Source organism: Cellulomonas sp. URHB0016 (assembly GCF_054057935.1).
On record NZ_JBSRZU010000001.1, the window covers coordinates 862,433 to 880,067 of the forward strand.

Genomic DNA, 17,635 nt, shown 5'->3' on the forward strand with positions numbered 1-17,635 from the left:
AGGATGGAGGTCCCACACGTCGAGCATGGAGGCGCGACCGTGACCACACGTCTGAACCCGTACCTCGGGTTCCGCGACAACGCCAGGCAGGCCATGGAGTTCTACCAGAGCGTGCTCGGCGGTGAGCTCACGCTCAGCACCTTCGGGGACCTGCACGCGAGCGACGACCCTGCGGAGGCCGACAAGATCATGCACGGCCAGCTCGTCAGCCCCACCGACCTCGTCCTCATGGGCGCGGACACACCGAGCCAGATGCCCTACAACCCGGGCGACAACTACTCCGTGTCGCTCTCGGGCGACGACGAGACCGAGCTGCGGGGGTACTGGGACAAGCTGGTCGACGGTGGAACGGTGACCGTCCCGCTCGAGAGGGCGCCGTGGGGCGACACGTTCGGCATGCTCACCGACCGCTTCGGGGTCGCCTGGCTGGTCAACGTCGCCGGGGGGCAGCCGCCAGCGCCCTGACCGCTGGTCGGCGCGACGGTCGCGGTCCGGTTGCAGGCCGACACGGACGGCAGTCCAATGCCAGGGAGCAGACCCATCGAAGGAGGCTCCAGCATGGACACGCAGACCGTCTGGATCATCGTCGCCGTCGTGCTCGTCCTGGCCGTCGTCGCAGCAGTGGTGCTGCTGACCGGCCGCGGGCGCAGGAGGGCGGACGCGCAGCGCGCGAAGGCGCAGGAGATCCGTGAGCAGGCCGCCGCGGAGCAGGTCGAGCTGCAGCGCAGGGAGGCCGAGGCATCTCGGCTGGACGCACAGGCCAGGCTGGCGCAGGCCGAGGCCGATGCCCGTGCCGCGGACGCGGCGGCACTGCAGAACGAGGCCCGCGCGCACGCCCGGGAGGTCAGCGGCGCCAGGTCCGACCTCGACGGACGGCTGAGCGCCGCCGACCGGATCGACCCGGACGTGACCGTCGAGGACGGCAGTCCTCGACCGCGTTCCTGAGCCGGAGCTCGCGACCGGGCTCGGCGACGCCGGCAGGCTCACCTGGTCAGGTGCGCCTGCCAGCGTCGCCACGGCGGCATGCGGCCCCAGTTGCGCCGGAGGGTCCGCCATGCCCGGTCGAGCCGCCGGCGGCGCTGTGCACGACCGCGCAGCGACCGTGCGGAGACCCCCACCCGCAGGTCGGCGTCGTGCCGGATGCGGGCGGACGGGCCCAGCGCGAACGCGAGGTCGAGGTCGTCGTGGATCTCCGGGTCCAGGCTGACGAGCGTGCGGGCAGCGCGCCACGAGCGGCGGCGGACCGCCATCGAGGACCCCCACAACGCGGTGTGGCCGAGCGCGAGGTGCCCGAGCACGTAGTACGCGCCCAGATAGGTCCGCGACGCGGCTCCCCGCAGCACGGCGGGGCGCAGGTCGACGAACACCCCGGAGCCGGTCACGGCGTCCAGGGCCGGATCCTCGGCCATGGCCCGGGCGACCCGTTCCACCCACTGCGGTCCGGGGCGCGAGTCGGCGTCGAGCCGCGCGATCACGTCGCCTCGTGCGCAGTCGTATCCGGTCGCCGCTGCAGCGGGGATGCCGGGGCGCGGCTCGACGACGACCCGGGCACCCCAGCTCGCGGCGACGGCTGCTGTGGTGTCGGTCGACCCGTTGTCGACGACGACCACCTCCATCGGCGCCACCGTCTGGACCGCGAGCCGCGCGAGGCAGGCGGTGAGCTGTCCGGCGTCGTCGCGCGCGGGGATGACGACCGAGACGGCAGGCAGCGTGCTCACTGACGACCTCCCGACCGCGGCGCCCGTCGGACGAGCAGGGCTGCGACCACGCTGCCGACGAGTCCCGCCGCCAGGTCGCCGACGGTGTCCTCGTAGCCGACCTGGATCCGGCTGTCGAGGAACGTGTGACCGGCCCACTCCCCGAGCTCCCACAGCACCGACGCCACGGCCCCCAGGCCGACGACGACGACCGCACTCCCCCAGCGCAGGCGCGCGGTGTCGGGGGTGTCCAGCACGCCGGTGCGCGTGAGCGCGTCGAGGACCACGACCGCGACCAGCGCCGTGGCCGCCGCGTGCACCGGGACGTCGAGCCACGGCACGGCGACGTACCAGTCCAGCTGTGCGGCCCATGCCGCGAGCACGAGCGTGGCGCAGTACGCCGTGTCGACCCACGACCCGACACCGGCCGCCCGCGGCAGCATCGTGCCCCCGAGCACGAGGAGGAACAGCGCCGCCGCCACGAGGCCGTAGCGCCAGGTAGCGACGACGACGCTGCCGAGCGCGACGGCGCGCACCAGGTCACCGGGGACCGCGCCGGGGGCTGCGCGTCCGCGCGCAGGAGCCGGGAGCGGCGCCGTCACCCGGTCGTCACGCACGGCGCCGGCCGACGACTGCCGCCACGACAGAGCCGACCAGCGCGACCCCGGACGCCAACGCCGCCACGGCCGCGACCGTCCCGTCGTGGAGCGGACCCTCGGCCCGTCCGATGCTGATCCAGGCCAGTCCCCAGCTCATCGCCATCCCGACGGGCACGATCACCGTCGGTCGGAGCCGGCCACGCACGGCGTACGCGAGGGCGAGGACTGCTGCCGCGACCAGCAGGACCGTCGACCACCCGGTCGCGCCGAGCCCGAGCTCGCCGACCCCGGCGTCGGCGAGGACCGCGGCGATGTTCGCCAGGGCCGCGACGCTGACCCAGCCGAGGTACAGCCCGAGCGTGACGTCCAGCGCCACGTCGACCGGACCCCGCGGCGGTCGCGCCACCAGCGCGACGTACACGACGCACAGCACGGCCAGCAGCGCCAGGATGACCAGCACGCTGCCGAGCAGCCAGCCTGCCTGCACCACGCCGATCCAGACGGCGTTCAGGAGCATGGACGCCAGGACCCACCACCCCGTGGCGCGCTGGCGCGGGTTGCTCCCCTGCCCCGGGAGCGCCTGACCGACCGCCACCACCGCGAGCCCGAGGTAGATCACGGACCAGATCGCGAACGCGGGACCCGCCGGCGCCATCGGGGTCGCGTCCGCCGACAGCGCACCGCCGGCGGCGTCCGCGATCGCCTGGCCGCCGAAGGCTCCGGAGCCGACGGCGGCACCCGCGATCGCGACGACTGCACCGACGAGCACGCTCACCTGACGGACCCGGTCGGCCGTCACGGGCTCTCGGTCCACGGAGGCAGTCGTCGTCACCATCACCCGAGCATGCCCACACTCAGCACGCTGAGCATCTTGGGGCAGGTTCGCCTGGCGTCCGGGCACGCGATCGCCTGCGGCCGAGCGACACGGTCACCGCGACGCGTAGAGCAGGATCGCGCGGGAGGCGTCGCCGGAGAACTCGCACCCGACGGCCGTCCCGCTCTCGTTGACGGCGCTCAGGACCGTCACGTCGCCGGGCACGAGGGCCGGCACGACCCGCAGGTCGCCACCGCGGTCACGGACGAAGCCCGCCTCGGTGCCGTCCGACGGGACGACGGTGCCCACCACCCGGCCACGGCTGTTCACGTCGGACGCCAGCGCCAGCGCCAGCACGGTGCTGTCGCCGTCGACCGGCACTGCCGCCTCGCCGGGCGCCCACCGCACGGCGCGCATGACTCCGCCGCGTGCCGTGTAGCTGTACCCGACGGCCTCGCCGCGGTCGTTGACGGCCGCCGCCAGGCTGTGGCCGTCGCCGAGGGCTTCCAGCAGCACGAGCGTGCCGTCGGCCTCCCACAGCGCGGCGCGCTGTCGATCGGTGCCCTCCCACACGAAGCCCGTGACCAGGCCGGCGTCGTTGATCCCGGTCGCACCCGCGCTACCACCGAGGTCCGGCAGCACGCGCAGCGTCCCCTGGCTCCAGACGAAGGCCCGCGTCCGCCCCCCGAAGCTGCCCGACGTGCCGGCGACGTCGCCACGCCCGTTGAGGCCGCCGACGTACGAGTAGGTGTCCGACGGTGCGGCGACCCCGATCGTGACGACACGTCGACCGTCCCACAGGGCGGCGACGCCCTCGTCGGACCCAGCGATCTGACCGTGGTCGTTGATGCGTGTCGCCGAGTCCAGACCGCCCGGAAGGGCGCTCGTCCGCCCTTGCCGGTACACGTGCGTGTCCGTGACGACGACCCCGAGACCGTTGACGTCCTGCGCGCACTCGTCGACACCGAGGTCGACGACCTCGCCGCGGTCGGGCTGTGCCTGGCTCGGCGCGGCGGCTGCCAGCAGCAGCCCCGCCATGCCGACCGCGGCCGTGAGTGCTCGAACCTGCATACCCATGCTGAGTGCCCCCCGGCTGACGGCGTGGCCGGCGGCGCAGCCCCTGTGCCGCGCCACTCCTCCCGCCGTCGAAGAGATGGTGCCCTCTGGACGAATCAGGCACTACGGACGACCAGAAAATTCACCTGGTCGCAGCTGCGGGCGCCCGGGCCTGACTCGGTGGCCTACCGCCGCACGGGAGGCGTCGGAGGCCGCCGGGTGGTCGCCCGCGGCGTGCTCGTCCGGCTCCACGTGCGGGTGCTCGACGCGTCGGCCTACCGTAGGACGGGCGTGAAGCCGACGCGCCGGAGCGGCGGTGACAGCAGCCACCGCACCGACCGAGAGGGAGCTCTCATGAGCAGCACCGAGCTGAGCGGCCACCGCGTCCTGGCCGTCGTCACGAACTACGGCGTCGAGCAGGACGAGCTCGTCGTCCCCGTGGAGCGCCTGCGGGAACGGGGCGCGACCGTGGTGGTCGCCGCGGAGTCGAGCGACCCGATCCAGACCCTGGTGGGCGACAAGGACCCGGGCCGAACCGTCCAGCCGGACACGACGTACGGGGACGCAGGTTCGCAGTTCGACCTCCTCCTGATCCCCGGCGGCACCCTGAACGCCGACACGCTCAGGCTCAAGCCCGAGGTGATCGACCTCGTGCGCGGCTTCACGTCGTCGGGTCGTCCCGTGGCCGCCATCTGCCACGGGCCGTGGGCGCTGGCCGAGGCGGGCGTCGTCGACGGCCGGTCCCTGACGTCCTACGCGTCGCTCGCGACGGACCTGCGCAACGCCGGCGCCACGTGGAGCGACGAGCCCGTCGTCGTGGACGACGGCGGCGAGTTCACGCTGATCACGTCACGCACGCCCGACGACCTGGACGACTTCCTGCCGGCGATCGAGCAGGCACTCACCGCCCAGGTCGGCGCCGAAGCCTGAGACGGCGAGCCGGCGGCCCGGCCACCGCACCGCACCGGGCCGCCGTCCCGCTCAGACGAGCTTGGGGAACGTCAGCAGGAGGGTCGTCGCCACGGCGAAGAGTCCGACGCCCAGGCCGAGCAGCACGTGCCGGCCGCGCCGGGACCTCATCCGCTCGGACATCGCCGTGAAGAACAGCACCGACGCGAACGCGACGGTGAGCACCGTGTAGTTGTCGCCCCGCTGGTTGTTCCTCAGCGCCTGCGCGAACCTCGCGTCGGCTCGAGCGTCGGCGGCATCGGAGAGCGCGACCTCCGGAACGGCGTACTCGGGCATGTCGAACGGGGTCAGCGGGGCGCTGGGGTTCTTCAACGGCTCCAGGGCGAGCCAGGCGTCGAAGGCCGTCGCGAGCGGCTCCGGGAAGCGGTCCCGCAGGAAGTCGGCGACCAGCACGTCCTGCGAGCCGGTGGCCTCGACCCACTGGGCGAACAGGGACGACTGCACGCTGATCTTGCGGTTGGCGACCCCGTCGAGCCGGGCGGCCTCGATGCGGGCGCTCGACGCCTGGCTGAACGAGATGGACATTGCGCCACCCCACTTGCTCGACTGGAAGCCGACCCAGGCCGTCAGGATCGTCGTCACGGACAGCAGGCCGACCACCACGACCTCCCGCCACTCCCATCGCCGCTCGGACGCTGCCTCGGTGGCGCTCATGGCGCGAGTATGGTCCGGCGACCGTGCCGTCGCGCGCAGGCGTGCCGAGTCCGCGACCAGCCTGTGTCGTCGCCCGCGGCAGGTGCGGTCCCGCGGTGCCCGACGTAGCGTGCCGGTAGACGCGCCCTCGAGAAACGCACAGCCGCTCGGTCTGCCGGGGAGGTCGTCGCCGCCGGCAGGCGCACCGACGAGGGAGCAGCACACATGGCACGCACGTACGACGACCGCACGCCGCAGGACTCGGGCACCGGCCCGGACGAGTCCGAGCTCGACCCCGAGAAGGCCACCGAGGGGGACGCGTCCGAGGACGAGGACCGCGCGGACGCCGGCTGAGGCCCGGGACGGGGACGCCCATGGCCACCGTGGCGGACGGGATCGTCCGCAGGCTGTGCGAGTGGGGTGTCGAGCGGGTGTTCGGGTACGCCGGTGACGGCATCGACCCGCTGCTCGCGGCACTGCACCGCGCGAACCACGACATCGAGCTCGTGACGGCCAGGCACGAGGAGATGGCCGCCTTCATGGCGACCGGTCACGCGAAGTACGGCGGTCAGGTCGGCGTGTGCCTCGCGACCCAGGGGCCTGGCGCGATCCACCTGCTCAACGGCCTGTACGACGCCAAGCTCGACCGCACACCGGTCGTCGCGATCGTCGGGCAGGTGGTCACCACCGCGCTGGGCAGCGGCTACCTGCAGGAGGTCGACCTCCCCGTCCTCCTCAAGGACGTGTGCGGTCAGTACGTGCAGACGGCCGTCACCGCGGAGCAGCTGCCGACCGTCCTCGACAACGCGTTCCGGACGGCGCTCGCCACGTCGAGCCCCACGTGCGTCATCGTCCCGCACGACGTGCAGAAGGCGGACCTCCCCGAGCGGGAGCAGTCGCACGGGATCGTCGTCACCTCCCCCGCCCCGGCCCGCAGCCGATGCCTCCCGCCCGAGGACGACCTGCGGCGGGCCGCCGACCTGCTCGGCCGCGGCGAGCGCCTCGCGGTGCTCGCGGGTCGGGGCGCGGCGGGCGCCGCGGAGCAGGTCCTCGCCGTGGTGGACCGGCTGGGCGCCGGACTGGTGACGTCGCTGCTCGGCAAGCCCGTGTTCGACGAAGGGCTGCCCTTTCACTGCGGCGTGATGGGACACCTCGGCACCACGGCCTCGGCCGACCTCCTGTCCCGGTGCGACACCCTGCTCATCGTGGGGAGCAGCGACCCCTGGACCGAGTTCTACCCCCCGCCCGGGACGGTGCGCACGGTCCAGATCGACGTCGCGGCCCGGAACCTCGGTGCCAAGTACCCCGTGGACGTCGCGCTCGCGGGCGACGCCGCGGCGAGCCTGTCCGAGCTGCTCCCGCTGCTCCCCCACAGGCGCGGCCGATGGCGCGACGACGTGGAGCGCTCCGTGTCCGCGTGGCACCGCATCACCGCGGCGCGGGTCGCAGCACCGGCCCAGCCGCTGAACCCCCAGCTCGTGGTCCACGAGCTCTCCGGGCACGTGCCTGACGACGCCCAGGTCGCGGTCGACGTCGGCTCGGTCACGTACTGGTACGCCCGCTTCCTGAGGTTGCCGACAGGTGTGCCGGTGCACCTGTCGAGCACCCTCGCCTCCATGGGGTCGGCCCTGCCCTACGGCATCGCCGCGAAGCTCCTGCACCCCGGTCGGCCCGTCGTCGCCCTCGCCGGTGACGGCGCGATGCAGATGAACGGGCTCAACGAGCTCATCACCGTCGCCGCGAGGTGGCGCGACTGGCCCGACCCTCGGTTCGTCGTGCTGGTGCTGCACAACGGGGACCTGTCCGAGGTGTCGTGGGAGCAGCGCGAGATGGAGGGCGATCCTCGCTTCCCGGTGTCCCAGACGGTGCCGCGGTTCCCGTACGCGGGCTACGCGGAGCTGCTCGGCCTGCGAGGCCTGCGCGTCGACCGGGCGGCCGACGTGGCCGACGTGTGGCGTCAGGCGTTCGCCGCCGACCGCCCGTGCGTGGTCGAGGCCGTCGTGGACGCGGACACCCCCCTGCTTCCCCCGCGCGTCCCCGCCACGAAGATCGAGCAGATGCGCCGGGGGCTCGGCCAGGAGCCCGACGGGACCTCCGGCCGCACCCAGCTCGACCGCCAGCGTGCCGAGGAGGACGCCGACGACCCGTCCGGCCTGTCGGCCGACCACGCCGGCTGATGCACGGCCGGCGGGCGCCCGCGCGCCCGTGGCGGGGACGTTCGCACGCGGGACGGGGCGCGGTTCGCCACGGCCTCGGCGGGAGGGCTCGCGCGGTCGCCCGGACGGTCCTCGCACGACGAACGACGGCTGCCGCCTCGGGGGCGGCAGCCGTCGTTCAGGCGAGCGGGCGGCCGTGCCCGGCCCTCACGTGAGGGCCGGGCGACGGTCGAGCGGCCGTGTCAGCAGGTCGAGCCGGTCTGCGTCAGCAGTCCGAGCCGCCACGGGAGGGAGTTGTAGTCCCCCGACGCGCTCGGGTCCATGCCCTGGTAGAGGTACCGCATCCCGCACGGGTTGATCTCCATGGTCTGGTCGGTGCCGGAACGGATCATCTCGCCGTGGCTGATGTCCTTGGTCCAGGCGCCGGCAGGGAACGTCACGTTGCTGGCCCGGGCGAACGGGTTCGACTCGGAGTCCGCCAACGCGGTCCACGTCCCGGCGATCGAGGGCGACGTCCACGACCGGAAGTAGCGCTTCCCGTCCGAGCCGATGGCTTCGACCAGCATGAGGTACTGGTCCTGGCCGGCGATCTTGTACACGTTCGAGGCCTCGAAGAGGCGGTACTTGTCGGAGTCCTGCATCGCGATCACCGTGTTGGTGAACCCGTTGGGGAAGCTCGACAGCGACGTCTCCGAGCGGTACAGGTGCCCGTTGTCGTCGGACGAGAACAGGTAGCACTTGGCCGAGTCGCACACGGTCCAGAAGTCCACCCAGTAGCCGCTGCCGATGTTGTCGGTGATGATCTGCGGCTGGGACGAGTAGAAGTTCTTCGGTGCCGACCACGACGACGGGTCGGAGATGTTGGTCGTCGTCGAGTAGGAGGCGTTGCCTGTCTGGTAGACGAGGTACCAGAGCTTCTGCGGCGCGAAGTAGAACACCTGCGGCGCGGCCCGGTAGCCCGTGCCGATGCCCGACTTGTCGAGGTAGTACGGCGTCGCGGAGGAAGCCTGGGACCAGTCCGAGAAGCTCGTGTACTGGAGGCTGTAGCCGTTGGCGTTCGCGGTCGAGGCGAACACGTGCCACTTGCCGTCCGCGTACACCACGGACGGGTCCTTGACGCCCGCCACGGAGTGCGAGCTGTCCGGCTTGGGGCTGATGAGGACGCCGCTCGACGACCAGCTGAAGGTCGACGGCAGGGTCCCGGTCGGCGTGGTGGGGGTGACCGTCGGGGTGGGAGTGGGCTCCGTCGTCGGGTCGGTGGTCGGCGTGGGGGTCGGTGTCGGGGTCGCGCTCGGCGTCGGGCCGACGGTCCCGTTGCACACGGTGCCGTTGAGCTCGAACGACGTCGGGGCAGGGTTGCTGCCGCTGTACGCGCCGTTGAACCCGAACTCGACGGTCGCCCCGGTGGCGATCGTGCGGTTGTAGTCGACGTTCTTCGCGGTGACCCGCGAGCCGCTCTGGCTGGCGCTGGTGCTCCAGGCCTGGGTGATCGTCTGGTTGCCCGGGAACGACCAGGTCAGCGTCCAGCCGTTGATCGCCGGACCGAGGTTGGTGATCTTCACGCCGGCGGTGAAGCCCACGTTCCACTGGCTCGGCGCGGCGTACGTGACCGTGCAGCCCGTGCCCGGGTTCGGCGTGGTCGGGTTGGGCGTGGTCGGGTTCGGCGTCGTCGGGTTCGGCGTCGTCGGGTTCGGCGTCGTCGGGTTCGGCGTGGTGGGGTTGACCGCGTTGAGGGCGTTCAGCACCGAGGTGTAGGCGGCCTTCTTGTTGCCCGAGCCGTCGAACAGCAGCGGCGTGGCCGAGGAACGCCACGAGTCCGAGTCACGCACGCCCCACACCGTGATGCCGGCGCACTTGGTCACGGCCAGGCACGCGTTCACCACGTTCTGGTAGTTCTGCGCCTGCGCGGAGCCCGAGCCCTCGATGTCCAGCTCGGTGATCTGCACCTCGACGCCGAGGTCGGCGAAGTTCTGCAGGGTCGTCTTGTAGTCCGACGGGACCGGGCTGTTCGAGTTGAAGTGCGACTGGAACCCGACGCAGTCGATCGGCACGCCGCGCGACTTGAAGTCCTTGACCATGTTGTAGACGCCCTGGGTCTTGGCGTCCGACCACTTGTCGGTGTTGTAGTCGTTGTAGCAGAGCTTGGCGTTCGGGTCCGCGGCCCGGGCCGTCTTGAACGCGACCTCGATCCAGTCGTTGCCCGTGCGCTGCAGGTTCGAGTTCCGGCGCGCGCCGGAGCCGCCGTCCTCGAACGCCTCGTTGACCACGTCCCAGGCGTAGACCTTGCCCTTGTAGTGGGTGGCGACCTGGGTGATGTGGTTGATCATCGCGCTGCGCAGCGACGACCCCTCCATCCGCTGCATCCACGTGGGCTGCTGGGAGTACCAGGCCAGGGTGTGACCGCGGACCTTCTTGCCGTTGCTGGTCGCCCAGTTGAGGATCTGGTCGCCGCTGCTGAAGCTGAACTGGTTCTGGTTCGGCTCGGTCGCGTCCTGCTTCATCTCGTTCTCGGCCGTGATCATGTTGAACTCACGGTTGGCGATCGTCGAGTACGCCGAGTTGCTCAGCCTGCTGCCTGCGACCGCGGTACCGAAGTACCGGCCGCTCTGCGCCGCAGCCGCACCCAGGGTGCTCTCGGCCGCCTGGGCGGACTGCGCGGCGACCAGACAGGTGACGGTGGTGGCGACAGCCAGTGTCGCTGCGACGAGGGCGGTCCTCGCGCGTGCCGGGGTCGATCTCATGTGGCGCCTCTCTGTTGGCACCCGCCAGGTGACGGATGACGCTGACGACCAGCGGTGCCACGCGCGACTCCGAGCGCACGCGTGACCACCGCGCACGGGGTGCCGACGCGTCGACGTCACCCCCTCCGCCTCCGGCGTCGCGGACCACAGCGGCTGCGACGAGGTGACGGTGGGCGCGAGTCGCTCTAGCCCGCACTGTTAGCGCTCACACTGGCGCGATATCGATATCGAAGCCACGGACGAATCATTTCAGGAGCGGAATCGGCACGCCCGAGGTCGTCGCGCTCTGCGAGATCAGCCGCCGCGGGGCGGGGTGCTCTCCCGTTCGACGAGGCGCATCTTCGCGAAGTGGAGCACGGGCCCGGCGGCGATGCCGTCGCCCTGGAGGCGCCGGTGGAGCACGTCGACCGCGACCTCGGCGATCTCTCGCCGTCCTGGGTCGACGGTGGTGAGGGACGGCAAGGTGAACCGGGCGTCCTCGGTGTCGTCGAAGCCGACGACCGCCACGTCACCGGGGATGTCGAGCCCACGGACCCTCAGCTCGTGCATGGCACCGATCGCGAGCGCGTCGTTGAACGCCACCACCCCGTCGGGCTCGACCCCGCTCGCCAGCACGGCTCCGATCGCCTGAGCGCCGTTGGCCCGGTGCCACCCCTGGTCCGTCCACGCCACCAGCCGGCTGTCGATCTCGATACCGTGCGCCTCCAGCGCCTGGCGGTAGCCCTCGAACCTCAGGAGGGACGTCCCGCGGGCGTGCTCGTGGGGCGCCCCGAGCACGGCGATCCGCCGGCGTCCGGCGTCGAGCAGCAGCTCCGTGGCAGCGCGGGCGCCCTCGGTGTTGCGCATCGTCACGTGGTCCACCGACGACGAGAAGATCTGTTCGCCGAGCAGCACCAGCGGGTAGTCGACGGCGAGCAGCTCGGCGTCGTCGGGGTCCATCGCGACCGGGCTGAACAGCAGGCCGTCGATCAGACGCTGGCGGGGCCTGCGGAGCGCGGCGAGCTCTTTGTCCCGGCTGAACCCGGTGGGCTCGATGAGGACCTGCATCCCCCGCTCCCGCGCCGCAGCGAGCACCTCGTCGGCGAGCTCGGCGAAGTAGGGCTGCGCCAGTTCCGGGACGGCCAGCCCGATGACACCCGTCCGACCTGCACGCAGGTTCCGGGCCGTGACGTTGACCTCGTACCCGAGGGTGTCGATGGCGACCTGCACGCGATCGCGCGTGGAGTCGCGGATGTACAGGTAGCCGTTGATGACGTTCGAGACCGTCTTCACCGAGACGCCGGCGAGTCGGGCGACGTCCGCCATCGTTGCCACATGCACCCCTTCGACGTCGCGGCACGCCCCTGGTGGGAGCAGCGACAGCCGCCCGCGGTGCGCCAGCGTAGCGGAGCACGCTGAGCACGGCGGGCGGTCACCCTCTCGCCGAGGACGAATCGGTTCAGACGTCTGGTGGCCAGATCGTGCCGGGTGGCAGTGTGCCCACAGTTCCCAGGCCGTCCGGACGCACGTCACAGGACGTCGTGTGAACGCTCACACGGCGTGGTGCGGAGCGTAGGTCGGGAATGTCTCACGGCGACGACCGCGCAGCACCGCGAAGGCGCCCCGTGACGGGTGCCGAGGAGTCGGAGGAGCAATGACGCTCGCTGCTGGAGGCGCACGTCCGGTCCCTGACCGTCCCGGTGCCGCCCCGTTCGGGCCGGCCCCCACATCGACGGCCCGGCGACCGACCATCGCCCGGCGCCTCGACCGCATCACCCCGGAGCGCCAGTCACCCACCACCCGCGTCGCCGGCCCACGGGTCGGTGTCCGGCACGTCCAGCACGACCCGACGAGAGAGATGAGCGACTCGTGACTCCCACCACCTCCGCGCGACGCCGGCACGCCCGCCGCCGCACCACCGCGCTGCTCGTCGGCGTCGGCCTCGTCGCCGGCATGGTCGCGGTCGCGCAACCGGCCGCGGCTGCATCGACGCTCGGCGCCTCAGCCGCCGAGCGGGGCCGGTACTTCGGCACCGCCATCGCCGGTGGCAGGCTGGGCGACTCGGCGTACACGACGATCGCGAACCGTGAGTTCACCATGGTCACGGCCGAGAACGAGATGAAGATGGACGCGACCGAGCCGGTCCAGAACCAGTTCAGCTTCACCAACGGCGACCGGATCCTCAGCTGGGCCACCAGCAACGGGAAGCGGGTACGCGGCCACACCCTGGCGTGGCACGGGCAGCAGCCGACGTGGATGCAGAACATGTCCGGGTCCAGCCTGCGCAGCGCGATGATCAACCACATCACCCAGGTCGCCACCCACTACAAGGGCAAGGTCTACGCCTGGGACGTCGTCAACGAGGCGTACTCCGACAACGGCTCCGGGGGCCGGCGCGACTCCAACCTGCAGCGCACCGGCAACGACTGGATCGAGGTCGCGTTCCGCACCGCCCGCTCCGCCGACCCGAACGCCAAGCTCTGCTACAACGACTACAACACCGACGGGATCAACGCGAAGTCCACGGGCGTGTACGCCATGGTGCGCGACTTCAAGTCCCGCGGCGTGCCGATCGACTGCGTCGGGTTCCAGAGCCACCTCGGCTCCGGCATCCCCAGCGACTACCAGGCGAACCTGCAGCGCTTCGCCGACCTCGGTGTGGACGTGCAGATCACCGAGCTCGACGTCGCCCAGGGCGGCAACCAGGCGAACATCTACGGCAGCGTCACCCGGGCGTGCCTCAATGTCAGCCGCTGCACCGGCATCACGGTGTGGGGCGTCCGCGACTCGGACTCCTGGCGCACCGGGGATAACCCCCTGCTCTTCGACGGCTCCGGCAACAAGAAGGCCGCCTACACCGCCGTGCAGAACGCGCTGTCGATCGGCACGCCGGACACCGGCTCCACGGTGGACACCAGCGCGTCGTACGTCCTGGTGAACCGCACCAGCGGCAAGGCGTTGGACGTCTACGACTTCGCGACGAACGACGGTGCCCGGATCACGCAGTGGGCCCGCAGCAACGCCACCAACCAGCAGTGGAGGTTCGTCGACTCCGGCGACGGCTACTACCGGGTGCGCTCGAACCTCTCCGGCAAGGTGCTGGACGTCTACGGCCGGTCGACCAGCGACGGTGCCGCGATCGTCCAGTGGTCCGACAACAACGGGACCAACCAGCAGTGGCAGGTGGTCGACGTCTCCGGCGGCTACGTGACACTCGTCAGCCGTGGCTCCGGCAAGGCGCTCGAGGTGCAGGGCGCCTCGGCCGCGGACGGCGCCGCGATCGTCCAGTACACCAGCTGGGGTGGTGCCAACCAGCAGTGGCAGCTGGTGAAGGTCGGCTGACGGACGCCGCGGCAGCGCCGTGATGGTGAGGGCGGCGCACCCCGCCCTGGCCCGGGTCTCGCTTCGGGACGGCACGTCGCAACCCACAGACCGCCGGCCGAGCGAACCTGCTCGGCCGGCGGCCGCGTGCCGCCCGGGTCACGGAGCCGAGCTGTCGGCGCGCGGGTGCGGAGCCCGGCACAGGGTCGACCGTGCGCGATGATCGACGACCGGGGCGCACATCGCGTGCCGCTCCGCGCTCCAGACCCGAGACCGAGAGGTGACCGTGACCCACGCGTTCCTGATCGACACCGTCCGCCCGGAACCCTGCGCGGGCACCCGGTGAGGGCGACTTCGCCGACCACGGCCGCACACGTCGTCGAGGCGGACGTCCCCGTCCTCCTGACCGACGGGACGACGCTGCGCGCCACGGTCCACCGACCGGCCGGTCCCGGGACGGTGCCCGTCGTGCTCGCCCTCACCCCCTACCCCGTGGACGCCGCCCGCCAGGAGATGGCGGACCAGGCACTCGTCGAGCAGGGAATGGCGGTCGTGGTCGTCGCCCTGCGAGGGACCGGCGGGTCCGAGGGCACGTTCGTCCCCTGGCAGCACCATGTCGAGGACGCGCGCGACGTCCTGGACTGGTGCAGCCGACAGCCGTGGTCCGCAGGCTCGGTCGTCGGGTGGGGGCGGTCGTACCTCGCCCAGACGTTGCTGTTCCTGGCGTCCGCCGCGCATCCCGCTCTGCGGGCCATGCATCTGGCTGTGGTTCCCGGCGATCCCGAGGAGGTGACGTACCGCGGCGGTGCACTGGTGCTCGGCTCGGCGCTGAACTGGGCGACGGCGATGAGCCGGGGCGAGATCCTGCGCGCCGGTGCCGCCGGCGCCGCCGGTGAGGACGTGGCCGCCGAGCTCGGGCAGTGGGAGGCGCTCGCGGAGGACCTGGATGCGGCGGCCCGGTCGGCTCCGCTCCGCGACGTCCCCGTGCTCGACCGGCGCTTCCCGGCGTGGCGCGACTGGGTGACTCACGACGCCGGCGATCCGTGGTGGGCGGAGCGCGCCCTCGCGCCCCGACCCGCGGTGCCGACACTGTTCGTCGCCGGCTGGCACGACCTGTTCCGCGACCTCACGCTGCGCCAGTTCGGGATCTCGAACCACCCCGCCTCCCGGCTGGTCGTCGGCCCGTGGGGCCACGGTGCCCCCGGGCGAGCGATGGGCGAGATCGACTACGGCCGCGCGGCCGCACGGGGGGCCGAGGAGCTGGGCGCGCAGGGTGTGGCATTCCTGGCCGCCCACGCCCACGGGGAGCCTGCTCGCTCGAGCGGGCCGCGGGTCCGGGTGTTCGTGATGGGCGAGAACGCCTGGCGGGACTTCGACGAGTGGCCCCCCGCACGCGCGACGCCTGCCCTGTTCCACCTGGCACCCGCCGGCGCCCTGGCACCGGAGGCCGTCGAGGGTGCTGCCGCGCCGTCGACCTTCGACTTCGACCCGCACGACCCTGTCCCGACGGTCGGAGGGCCCAACCTCTTCGACCGCGGCGAGGCCGCCCGAGGAGCAGGACCGTGGGACCAGTCCTCCCTGGACGGCCGGTCCGACGTGCTGCGCTTCGTGTCAGCACCGCTCGACCACGACCTCACCGTCATCGGTGACGTGGTCGTCCACCTGTTCGCGTCGACGGACGCGGTGGACACCGACTGGACGGCGAAGCTGGTCGACCTGCACCCCGACGGCTCCGCCATGGCCGTGGTGGACGGGATCGCGCGGGTCCGGGCGGTCCTGGGCGGCCTCGTCCCGCCGGGCGAGGTGCGCGAGGTCGTCGTCGAGCTCGGGGCCACCGCCCAGACGTTCGCGGCGGGCCACCGTCTGCGGCTGGACGTCTCGAGCTCGAACTTCCCGCGCTTCGACGTGAATCCCGGCACCGGCACCGCCGCCGGGGTCACGCCCTCGCACCTCTACCGTCGGGCGCACCAGCAGGTGCACCACGACGGCCGCCACCACTCCAGGCTGGTGCTCCCGGCGGTCCTGGACGACCCCTCGCGCACCGGCTGACAAGGACCGGACGGCGAGAGCCCGTCGGGTGCGGCACCAGCGGTGCCGCACCCGACGGGCTCTGTCAGCGTGCGTCAGACGGTCAGGAGGCCGAGCACGTCACGCTGGGCCACGTCCAGTTGCCACCGTGCTGCACGGTGAACCCGAACGAGACGGTCTGCCCTGCCGAGAGCGCACCGCTGCCGCTCGGCTTCATGACCATGACGTTGGACGAGGGCCAGCTCGGCGTCCCGTTCCACGTCGCGGTGATCCGCTGCGGGTAGCTCACCGTCACGGCGGACTGCCAGCTGCTGATGTTCGTGTTGGCGCGGATGGTGACCGTGCCGTTGAAGCGGTCGTTCCACTTCTCGCCCTCGGAGTACGTCGCGGTGCAGCTCGGGTTGCCCGAGGAAGGCGTGGTCGGCGACGTGGTCGGGGACGACGTCGGGGAGGACGTCGGCGACGACGTGGGCTCCTGCGTCGGGTTGGTGGTGCTGCCCGCGTTCAGGGCGTTGAGGACGTAGGTGTAGGCGGTCTTCTTGTTGCCCGAGCTGTCGAACAGCAGCGGGGTGCCCGAGGAGCGCCAGGAGTCCGAGTCGCGCACGCCCCAGACGGTGATGCCGGTGCAGCGCGAGACGGACAGGCAGGCCTGCACGACGCCCTGGAACTGCTGGGCCTGGTTGGTGCCGGAGCCCTCGATGTCGAGCTCGGTGATCTGCACGTCGACGCCGAGGTTGGCGAAGTTGCGCAGCGTGGTGTCGTAGTTCGAGGGGACCGGGCTCTGGGAGTTGAAGTGGGCCTGGAACCCGACGCAGTCGATCGGCACGCCGCGGGACTTGAAGTCCTTGACCATGTTGTACACGGCCTGGGTCTTGGCGTCCGACCAGTTGTCGGTGTTGTAGTCGTTGTAGCAGAGCTTGGCGTTGGGGTCGGCGGCGCGGGCGGCCTTGAACGCGGCCTCGATCCAGTCGTTGCCGGTGCGCTGCAGGTTGGAGTCACGACGCGCGCCGGAGCTGCCGTCCTGGAACGCCTCGTTGACCACGTCCCAGGCGTAGACCTTGCCCTTGTAGTGGGTGGCGACCTGGGTGACGTGGTTGAGCATCGCGTTGCGCAGCGAGGTGCCGGACATGTTCTGCATCCAGCCGGGCTGCTGGGAGTACCAGGCCAGGGCGTGGCCGCGGACCTTCTTGCCGTTGCTGGCGGCCCAGTTCAGGATCTGGTCGCCGCTGGTGAAGTTGAACTGGTTCTGGTTCGGCTCGGTCGCGTCGGCCTTCATCTCGTTCTCGGCCGTGATCATGTTGAACTCACGGTTCGCGATCGTGCTGTAGGTCGAGTTCGAGAGCTTGCTCGCGGCGATCGCGGTACCGAAGTAGCGGCCGGTCCCGCCGGCCGCGGCCTGCAGGGTGCTGCCGGCAGCCTCAGCCGGCAGGGCCGCGAGCGTCAGGGTGAGGGCGGCCACAGCGAGGCCGCCCGTAGCGGCGGCGAGACGTCCGCGGCGGAGCCGGAGTCGTGGGGTCGTCATTGATCCTCCTTGAGATGCATGCGTCGGCTGATCGCCGGCGCATGCACCCTGCGCTACTGCTAGGGGCAGAGCAAGCCGCGGGAGCGATCCCATACTTGCGATACCTGGTGTGAAACGTTT

The 17,635-nt window shown here is 71.8% G+C and carries 15 protein-coding genes; 7 read left to right on the top strand and 8 right to left on the bottom strand.

Features of this window, described 5'->3' with window-relative positions:
- Nucleotides 1-39: 39 nt before the first annotated feature.
- Both ACVW07_RS04095 and ACVW07_RS04100 read left to right on the top strand, forming a co-directional pair.
- A complete protein-coding gene (locus tag ACVW07_RS04095; RefSeq protein ID WP_456818005.1) occupies nucleotides 40-465 on the top strand; it encodes a VOC family protein in 426 nt (141 codons plus the stop codon).
- 93 nt (nucleotides 466-558) lie between these two features.
- Nucleotides 559-945, top strand: coding sequence for a hypothetical protein (locus ACVW07_RS04100; RefSeq protein WP_456818006.1), 387 nt, complete (start codon nucleotides 559-561; stop codon nucleotides 943-945).
- Nucleotides 946-983: 38 nt separating this feature from the next.
- Here the strand turns inward: ACVW07_RS04100 and ACVW07_RS04105 are convergent, their stop codons facing one another.
- The 4 genes from ACVW07_RS04105 to ACVW07_RS04120 form a co-directional block, all read right to left on the bottom strand.
- Complete coding sequence (locus ACVW07_RS04105) at nucleotides 984-1,718, bottom strand: glycosyltransferase family 2 protein (protein WP_456818007.1); 735 nt, start codon at nucleotides 1,716-1,718, stop codon at nucleotides 984-986.
- Entirely contained in the window at nucleotides 1,715-2,314 is a 600-nt protein-coding gene (locus tag ACVW07_RS04110) for a hypothetical protein (RefSeq protein ID WP_456818008.1), read from the bottom strand. The genes ACVW07_RS04105 and ACVW07_RS04110 overlap by 4 nt, the downstream gene beginning before the upstream one ends.
- Nucleotides 2,307-3,131 (bottom strand): tryptophan-rich sensory protein, encoded by an 825-nt coding sequence (locus tag ACVW07_RS04115; RefSeq protein WP_456818009.1) that lies wholly within the window; start codon nucleotides 3,129-3,131, stop codon nucleotides 2,307-2,309. Before ACVW07_RS04115 ends, ACVW07_RS04110 begins: the two co-directional genes overlap by 8 nt.
- A 93-nt stretch (nucleotides 3,132-3,224) precedes the next feature.
- Entirely contained in the window at nucleotides 3,225-4,187 is a 963-nt protein-coding gene (locus ACVW07_RS04120) for a hypothetical protein (RefSeq protein ID WP_456818010.1), read from the bottom strand.
- A 333-nt stretch (nucleotides 4,188-4,520) separates the two neighbouring features.
- Between ACVW07_RS04120 and ACVW07_RS04125 the strand changes: the two genes are divergently transcribed.
- Complete coding sequence (locus ACVW07_RS04125) at nucleotides 4,521-5,096, top strand: type 1 glutamine amidotransferase domain-containing protein (RefSeq protein WP_456818011.1); 576 nt, start codon at nucleotides 4,521-4,523, stop codon at nucleotides 5,094-5,096.
- Nucleotides 5,097-5,147: 51 nt separating this feature from the next.
- Here the strand turns inward: ACVW07_RS04125 and ACVW07_RS04130 are convergent, their stop codons facing one another.
- Nucleotides 5,148-5,789, bottom strand: a complete 642-nt coding sequence (locus ACVW07_RS04130) for a hypothetical protein (protein WP_456818012.1) — start codon at nucleotides 5,787-5,789, stop codon at nucleotides 5,148-5,150.
- A 204-nt stretch (nucleotides 5,790-5,993) separates the two neighbouring features.
- On the opposite strand from ACVW07_RS04130, the gene ACVW07_RS04135 reads away from it, so the two are divergent.
- Nucleotides 5,994-6,122: a hypothetical protein gene (locus ACVW07_RS04135; RefSeq protein WP_456818013.1), complete on the top strand. Its 129-nt coding sequence runs from the start codon at nucleotides 5,994-5,996 to the stop codon at nucleotides 6,120-6,122.
- A gap of 20 nt (nucleotides 6,123-6,142) precedes the next feature.
- Nucleotides 6,143-7,945 carry a thiamine pyrophosphate-requiring protein gene (locus ACVW07_RS04140; protein WP_456818014.1) on the top strand — a complete coding sequence of 601 codons (1,803 nt, stop codon included), beginning with the start codon at nucleotides 6,143-6,145 and terminating at the stop codon, nucleotides 7,943-7,945.
- A 221-nt stretch (nucleotides 7,946-8,166) separates the two neighbouring features.
- Here ACVW07_RS04140 and ACVW07_RS04145 read toward each other — a convergent pair whose 3' ends face one another.
- Nucleotides 8,167-10,665, bottom strand: coding sequence for a non-reducing end alpha-L-arabinofuranosidase family hydrolase (locus tag ACVW07_RS04145; protein WP_456818015.1), 2,499 nt, complete (start codon nucleotides 10,663-10,665; stop codon nucleotides 8,167-8,169).
- 294 nt (nucleotides 10,666-10,959) lie between these two features.
- Nucleotides 10,960-11,970, bottom strand: coding sequence for a LacI family DNA-binding transcriptional regulator (locus tag ACVW07_RS04150; protein WP_456821022.1), 1,011 nt, complete (start codon nucleotides 11,968-11,970; stop codon nucleotides 10,960-10,962).
- A 543-nt stretch (nucleotides 11,971-12,513) separates the two neighbouring features.
- Between ACVW07_RS04150 and ACVW07_RS04155 the strand changes: the two genes are divergently transcribed.
- Together ACVW07_RS04155 and ACVW07_RS04160 are read left to right on the top strand one after the other, a co-directional pair.
- Nucleotides 12,514-13,986, top strand: coding sequence for an endo-1,4-beta-xylanase (locus ACVW07_RS04155; protein WP_456818016.1), 1,473 nt, complete (start codon nucleotides 12,514-12,516; stop codon nucleotides 13,984-13,986).
- 321 nt (nucleotides 13,987-14,307) lie between these two features.
- Nucleotides 14,308-16,014: a CocE/NonD family hydrolase gene (locus ACVW07_RS04160; protein WP_456818017.1), complete on the top strand. Its 1,707-nt coding sequence runs from the start codon at nucleotides 14,308-14,310 to the stop codon at nucleotides 16,012-16,014.
- A gap of 82 nt (nucleotides 16,015-16,096) precedes the next feature.
- Here ACVW07_RS04160 and ACVW07_RS04165 read toward each other — a convergent pair whose 3' ends face one another.
- Nucleotides 16,097-17,515 (bottom strand): endo-1,4-beta-xylanase, encoded by a 1,419-nt coding sequence (locus tag ACVW07_RS04165; protein WP_456818018.1) that lies wholly within the window; start codon nucleotides 17,513-17,515, stop codon nucleotides 16,097-16,099.
- Nucleotides 17,516-17,635: the final 120 nt, after the last annotated feature.